The organism is Psychrobacter sp. UBA3483, from assembly GCF_002377905.1.
GTDB lineage: Bacteria > Pseudomonadota > Gammaproteobacteria > Pseudomonadales > Moraxellaceae > Psychrobacter.
In genome coordinates, this window is the sequence record NZ_DFQS01000054.1 from 1 (window position 1) to 6,497 (window position 6,497).

Annotated in this window: 6 protein-coding genes; all 6 read left to right on the plus strand. The window is 40.6% G+C overall.

Annotation, left to right across the window (positions count from 1 at the left end; all coding sequences use genetic code 11):
* Positions 1-542: 542 nt before the first annotated feature.
* The 6 genes from B2866_RS09855 to B2866_RS09880 all read left to right on the plus strand — a co-directional run bounded on the left by B2866_RS09855 (position 543) and on the right by B2866_RS09880 (position 5,662).
* On the plus strand, positions 543-1,430 hold the full coding sequence (locus tag B2866_RS09855; RefSeq protein WP_296193510.1) for a YagK/YfjJ domain-containing protein: 888 nt from the start codon (positions 543-545) through the stop codon (positions 1,428-1,430).
* A gap of 191 nt (positions 1,431-1,621) precedes the next feature.
* The gene (locus B2866_RS09860; protein WP_296193512.1) at positions 1,622-1,909 is read left to right on the plus strand and encodes a hypothetical protein; all 288 of its coding nucleotides are present in this window, start codon (positions 1,622-1,624) and stop codon (positions 1,907-1,909) included.
* A 95-nt stretch (positions 1,910-2,004) separates the two neighbouring features.
* Positions 2,005-3,000, plus strand: a complete 996-nt coding sequence (locus tag B2866_RS09865; protein WP_296193515.1) for a DUF932 domain-containing protein — start codon at positions 2,005-2,007, stop codon at positions 2,998-3,000.
* 123 nt (positions 3,001-3,123) lie between these two features.
* On the plus strand, positions 3,124-4,245 hold the full coding sequence (locus B2866_RS09870) for a YqaJ viral recombinase family protein (RefSeq protein ID WP_296193518.1): 1,122 nt from the start codon (positions 3,124-3,126) through the stop codon (positions 4,243-4,245).
* 108 nt (positions 4,246-4,353) lie between these two features.
* Positions 4,354-5,250, plus strand: coding sequence for a hydrolase or metal-binding protein (locus B2866_RS09875; RefSeq protein WP_296193519.1), 897 nt, complete (start codon positions 4,354-4,356; stop codon positions 5,248-5,250).
* Positions 5,251-5,401: 151 nt separating this feature from the next.
* The gene (locus B2866_RS09880; protein WP_296193520.1) at positions 5,402-5,662 is read left to right on the plus strand and encodes a helix-turn-helix transcriptional regulator; all 261 of its coding nucleotides are present in this window, start codon (positions 5,402-5,404) and stop codon (positions 5,660-5,662) included.
* Positions 5,663-6,497: the final 835 nt, after the last annotated feature.

Genomic DNA, 6,497 nt, shown 5'->3' on the forward strand with positions numbered 1-6,497 from the left:
CTTTTGTATTTGATACACTATATGAACTAAGACCATTAACTTTACTTTTAATATATTCCTCCTGTTTTCTAATACGTTCCTTTGGGATAAATATACTTGTATTAACAGAAATACTCATTATAAATCTCAATATAATAATTAAAAGTAAATTGTTTTTTTTGCTGGTTAACCATCATTAAATCATCTTTAAAACGTCATTAAAACGTCATTAAAACGTCGGTATAAATTATGATCTTTTTATATATTATATACACTTAGGGTATAAAATACCCCTGAATTTATATTAACAACGATCAGCTAACTCCATCTTCATCCTCTTTTTTAAAATACCGTAATTTGCTGGGTTTTATTTTTGCTGTACCCAAGGCTTGCCTATATAAAGCTGCTTTTTGAATGCTGCTAAAAGGTTGGTACTATAATATAAGTTATATTAAGGACTGCTTAACTAAGGCGGATGCTATCCACACTGAACAGTAAAAAAATACACAACCCTATGAATATATGTAGCACCCATTCAACTTTATATTCATAGGAAAACAATCATGATCTATTCACCTGTTAATCAGTCACAACTCATCTCTAACGTCGACAGACTGGTTAGAGATGTATTATTTAGTAGCATCAATTTCCAACAAATCAAAAGCCAATTGAACGAGTTCTACTACTCGTTCATGATCAGTCTTAATCCTGAAGACAGATATTCAAAACCAATCCAAGCATTTATAGAAACTACCAATCAAATTATTGGTGACGATTATTCTTACAACATATTTTGGGATAATGAAAAAACAGGGCAGTTTATTCAGTTACTGTCAAATTATAAAACGGCCATTCAGAAGGATTACAATGCGTGGCGTTATCAAAGTAATCAAAACAGCAAAAGCTTAGAGCCTAATATCAGAACCCTCATCTCAAATCATTCAAGATTGTTGTTTGTAAGAGTGGATTTAAAATACATACAAGAGATCAGTCATCACATTTCTATTCGTGATTTTGACTTTCATATGAAAAAGTTAAGAGACGCCATTCATAATGGCGATACTTGTTTTAAGCATTTACTTCATCATGCTTGGTCATTAGAACATGGTGAAGACAATGGTGGCTTTCACTGTCATCTGCTATTGATCTTTGATGGCTCAAAACATTACAAGGACAGCTATTTGGCTGATCAAGTTGGACAAAAATGGCGAGATATTACTGAAGGCGTTGGCTATTGCTTTATCCTAAATACTAAAGAGTATAAGAAAGGCCTTGCACGCTACGGCATACTTGGTATCGGAATGATTCATCGTAACAACATGCAAGAAGTTGAAAATGCGGTTGATGCTGCCTTGTATCTAACAAGGCCTGATAAGCGTGATGAAAGTTATCAACGTCTTAAAGTGTCTGTGCCTAATATGAATACCTTTGGGCAAAGCATGCTTAAGTAGCTAAGTAAAAGGGAGCTGATGTAGGTAAAACATAGAGGCATAATCTCATATCAAACTAATCTCAGATATATAGTACTACCATGAGATAAGACAGGTAGCCTCGCTTACCTGTCTGTTTAACACTCATTTATCCCCGTTAAAGGTCTGCTTTATAGCAGGCCTTTTTTATGCGCCATTATCAAGGAGGTACTATGAAACCCATCTGCCCCAATTGTCACTCTTCTCATGTCATCGAAAATATAGATACCAGTATGCAAAGCATTTCAGAGCATATGTTATCGCCAAAGCTATTGGTCAGTCTTAGCGTGAGCATCTGCAAGTACTACAAGATCAACCCCATGATCGGCATGGTCGCAGGCAGTGCCATTGCCACCGTTATTAATCTGGCACAACAAAGGCTAATGCAGCCACCACTCATTAGAGCGGCTGTCATGCCGCGTTATTTATGCAGTACCTGTCAGCATAGCTTTAGTCTCTGACGCCATCATTTATTTAATCACTCAATGATTCATGCCTTAAAGCATTGAATCAGTCAAACCACTTATTTTATTAAACAACAAAAGGAAATATTCTTATGGCACATTTAATCGAATCTATGGCATACGTTGGTGACACCCCTTGGCATGGTCTTGGAAACGAGCTTTCACCCAAGCAGCCTATAGAAGTCTGGGCACGTGAGGCAGGAATGGACTGGCGTATTGAATCCTCAGACGTCAGCTACATGGCAACCAATGATAAAGGTCAAAACCTCATCATGCCGTTTGACAATAACAAGGTCCTGTATCGCAGTGATAACTTAGAGCCGTTATCGGTAGTGAGTCAACGCTATCAAGAAGTACAACCGAGTGAGATTCTAGAGTTCTATCGTGATTTGACGGAACAAGCTGACTTTGAATTAGAAACAGCAGGGGTGTTAAAAGGCGGTCGTAAGTTCTGGGCCCTCGCTCGAACTGGTCAATCAGCAACACTACGTGGCGGCGATGTTAGTCATGGTTATCTGCTGCTTGCAACCGCCTGTGATGGAACGCTAGCGACTACTGCGCAGTTCACTAATATTCGCGTGGTTTGTAACAACACCTTAGCAATCAGCTTAGCTGATGGCAGCGGCGGCGTGGTCAAAGTACCGCACAGCACTACCTTTGATGCCGACAAGGTCAAGCAGCAACTAGGCGTATCCGTTAGCCAGTGGGATAATTTTAATTATGAGATGAAGCAGCTCACTAATCGACGAGTGACCCAAGCAGAAGCGGCCAATTATTTAAACCGTGTGTTTAATGATGTCAAAGATGATGGCCTCATTTTATTTAATACTGCTAAGAAGGAGAAAGAAGCAGTTCCGAATGCTCGCGCTATGAATCAGGTAATGACTATGTTCAATGGGCAAGGTCGCGGTGCAGATTTAGACTCTGCTAAGGACACCGCCTATGGCTTACTGTCAGCGATGACGGAGTTTGTAGATCATGAACGCCGTGCCATGTCACAAGATCATCGCCTTGACTCAGCTTGGTTTGGTGCAGGGGCGAAGCTCAAAGATAAAAGCTTGGATGAAGCGCTGCGCTTAATTGCCTAATCTCTTAATGACTTTGTTTACTTGATGAATCAACCACGCCTTTGAGCGTGGTTTTTTTATGCCGTCAGCAAGGTTATTTGAATTAACTAATTACCAATAATAAATCTAACGAAGGAGTTCATTATGAACATGATCGCATTAAACAATACAACTACTCAGCCAAGAGTTAAACGTGCAACTGTTAAGAATAAAGCTCCACTAAACGCTCGGCAAAATAGCGAAGAAGTGCCAAAGCCTAAGGTAGAAAATAAATCCGTTAAGCCGTCTGCTAATCAGGTAATCTCTGCTAAACGTTTGGTCAATACCAAAAACCTAAGTCGTGAAGACTGGCTACAATTTCGCAAGCAAGGCATTGGCAGCTCGGATGCCGCTGCCGCTTGTGGTATTCATCCCTTTCTATCCATGCTTGAATTATGGATGATTAAGACTGGTCGTATGGCATCAAATATTGATGAAGGTGCTGATGGTTATGCGCCACTGTATTGGGGTAACACCTTAGAACCAATGGTGGCTAAATATTATCAAGAACATACTGGCAATAAAGTCAGGCGCGTCAATGCCATTTTGCAGCATCCTGAGCAGCGATTCATGCTAGCAAATTTAGACTATGCCATTACTGGTAGTGACGAAGTACAAATACTGGAATGTAAAACCGCTGGTGAACATGGTGCCAAGCTCTGGAAACATGGCGTACCATTGTATGTCACTTGCCAAGTACAACATCAGCTGGCGGTCACTGGTAAAACTGCGGCGCATATTTGTGTGCTGCTGTGTGGACACGAGGCTAAGATTTATAAGGTTGAGCGTGATGAGCGCTTGATTGCGTCCATCATGGAGCATGAGCGTTTGTTCTGGCAATACGTGGAAACCGACACGCCACCAACGCCTGATCATTCTGAATCGGCAGCACGAGCCTTAAAGTTGCTTTATCCAACACCTAAACCCTCAAGCAAGGTTGATTTGCGAGATGACGATGGTGCCAATAAGCTATTTGAGCAATTGCTGAGCTACCGTGATTACATGCAAGAGTTAGAGCAGCGTCATGACCAAGTAAAGCATCAGCTGCAAACGCTCATTGCCGATAATGAGGTGGCCGTGTTCGAGAAAGGGGCGATCTCTTGGAAACGCTCGAAAGATAGTATCGGTTTGGACAGTAAGGCCGTTATCAAAGCGCATCCTGAGCTGTTAGCTAAATTTAGCAAAACCAAGCAAGGTAGTCGCCGCTTCGTTATCTTAAACGACTAAGCCGAAACCTACTACATTTAAACAAAACAAGCGCATAACTGCCCACCTAGCACAGGTGGGTTTTTTTATGGCTAAACATATTTTATTAAACCTATAAGGAATATCACCATGATTAAAGGTCTCACCATAACCCCACCTGTTTTAGGTCGTATCAGCATTGGACGTGTTGTTCAAAAAGACGGAAAACGTCTTCCTGCCAAAGACGATCAATTCACCATTACCAGCCAAGTACAGAATAAAGACGGCTGGATCAATCATCCACTAGACGAAAAGCTACGCGCAAATAATGACGGTAAGCTCAGACAAATACCCGTACGTATGCTGTTTAACGATCCGACACTAAACCTGCGAGCTGAGTACACCCTGTTTGATCGGCAAACTGGGAGACCGCTATGCGTGGGCGACGGTGAGCACTGTCAGCGCCGCACAAGCAATGGTGTTGAGCAGTTGCCTTGTCCATCACCTGATCGTTGTCCACTGGCGCAAGGCGGCGCGTGTAAGCCGTATGGCAGACTGTATGTCAATCTGTCTGAGGATGATGAGCTTGGCACCTTTATCTTTCGCACCACTGGCTTTAATAGTATTAGAACGCTTGCAGCACGGCTGAGCTACTTTGCCGCAGTATCTGGCAATAAGCTGTCTTGCTTGCCGTTGCAACTCACCTTGCGAGGTAAAAGCACGACGCAAAGCTATCGCACACCGATTTACTTTGTCGATTTAACGCTACGCGATGGGGTGACATTAAAAGATGCCGTACAACAAGCTAAGGCCATTGATAGTGAGCTTAGCGTATATGGCTTCGATCAGAGCGCGTTGGATGACGCCGCTAAAACAGGCTATGCCAATTCTTGCTTTGAAGTGGATGGTGAAGAGATGTCTGATGTGGTGGAAGAGTTTTATCCACAAGAGGATAGCGATCAGATGCCTACTAAAACCAACAATGCGCAATCCAGCACACGTAGTATCGCGCAAGGCTTACGCCAAAGCGTGACGGCGGTGAGCTAAAGCAACTATGCTGCATAAAAAAGAGCTGATTCGTCAGCTCTTTTTTTATATATGAAGGTCAAGCGCGGTCAATATGGGACGCCGTAAAAAAATATGGGACTCCGTAACTCTATGAGAAGAAACGTTCTCATTCACTTACAAGGAGATAATCATGGAACAATTAAACGCAAACACGCAACAAAATACCTCAATGCCAAGCATGCCACAGATACCGCGCATGCTACCGCTAAAGCAGGTAATGCATTATACAGCGCTTAGCAGTACTACGATTTATGAGATGGTCAATAAAAAATCTGATCGTTACGATCCAACATTCCCTGTTCAAGTAAAGCTATCAAAGGGACGTGTAGCATGGGTAGAAAGCGAAGTGGCTCAATGGATTGAAAATAAGATCGCTGCTCGGGTTCACTGAGCAGTGATAAAAAAATAAGTCGCATTAAGCGACTTATTTTTTTAGTATTTGTTCCTAACTACTACAAGTAGTTTCCTAGCATAACTCTTAGGTTCATACTAAAATCTCGTTCAGTATATAAGAGATAAGAGTTACTGGAAAACATGGTTCAATTGATATCCTTTGAACGTGTAAGTCTAGAATAAATAGTGAGTGATAGATCATAAAGGTAATAGTTTGAGTGTGTATAGCACGAAAATTGAAAGATAATTTAAAATAGTTGACATGACTGTTCGTAAAAATAAATTTATATATAAATTATCTTTTTCTATATATAGTATCGACTTTATTAAGCAAATATAAGGTTTTCTAGCTCTTTCACGTACAGAAGCAATCTATCTCAAAACGTTTTTACGAAACCTTTTTTACACTATAAGTTGAGGATCTTTATGCGAAGCTATACCAAGAAAGTAATAATTATATGCATAGTATTTGTACTGCTACTCATCATATCAAACCTATTTCATGATAATGGTTTTGACTCAGGAGTAGCTATGATAGCAATATTATGGTTAATCGCAGCGATATATACATTTGTAATCAACTTTATTGAATTTAGAAAAGACCATTCGGTAGTATTAAATATACTGAATATCTTGTTGACTGGTGTAGTTCTAATTCTATTCTATAGCCAAGCTAGTGAAGACTTTGGAGGAATTTACTCTTTTCTGCCACTACCCTCATTCGCCCTACTTACTTCTCTTGTAAGCATTTTTACAAGTAAACCAGCTAAACACGAGCTTGATTGAGTTAAAATAAACGAAACTAACACCTATAGTAGAGCCTTTATAAAAGT

Coding starts and splice junctions, on each gene's coding strand:
- B2866_RS09865 (WP_296193515.1), top strand. CDS start 2,005: ATGGCACATTTAATCGAATCTATGGCATACGTTGGTGACACCCCTTGG.
- B2866_RS09860 (WP_296193512.1), top strand. CDS start 1,622: ATGAAACCCATCTGCCCCAATTGTCACTCTTCTCATGTCATCGAAAAT.
- B2866_RS09880 (WP_296193520.1), top strand. CDS start 5,402: ATGGAACAATTAAACGCAAACACGCAACAAAATACCTCAATGCCAAGC.
- B2866_RS09855 (WP_296193510.1), top strand. CDS start 543: ATGATCTATTCACCTGTTAATCAGTCACAACTCATCTCTAACGTCGAC.
- B2866_RS09870 (WP_296193518.1), top strand. CDS start 3,124: ATGAACATGATCGCATTAAACAATACAACTACTCAGCCAAGAGTTAAA.
- B2866_RS09875 (WP_296193519.1), top strand. CDS start 4,354: ATGATTAAAGGTCTCACCATAACCCCACCTGTTTTAGGTCGTATCAGC.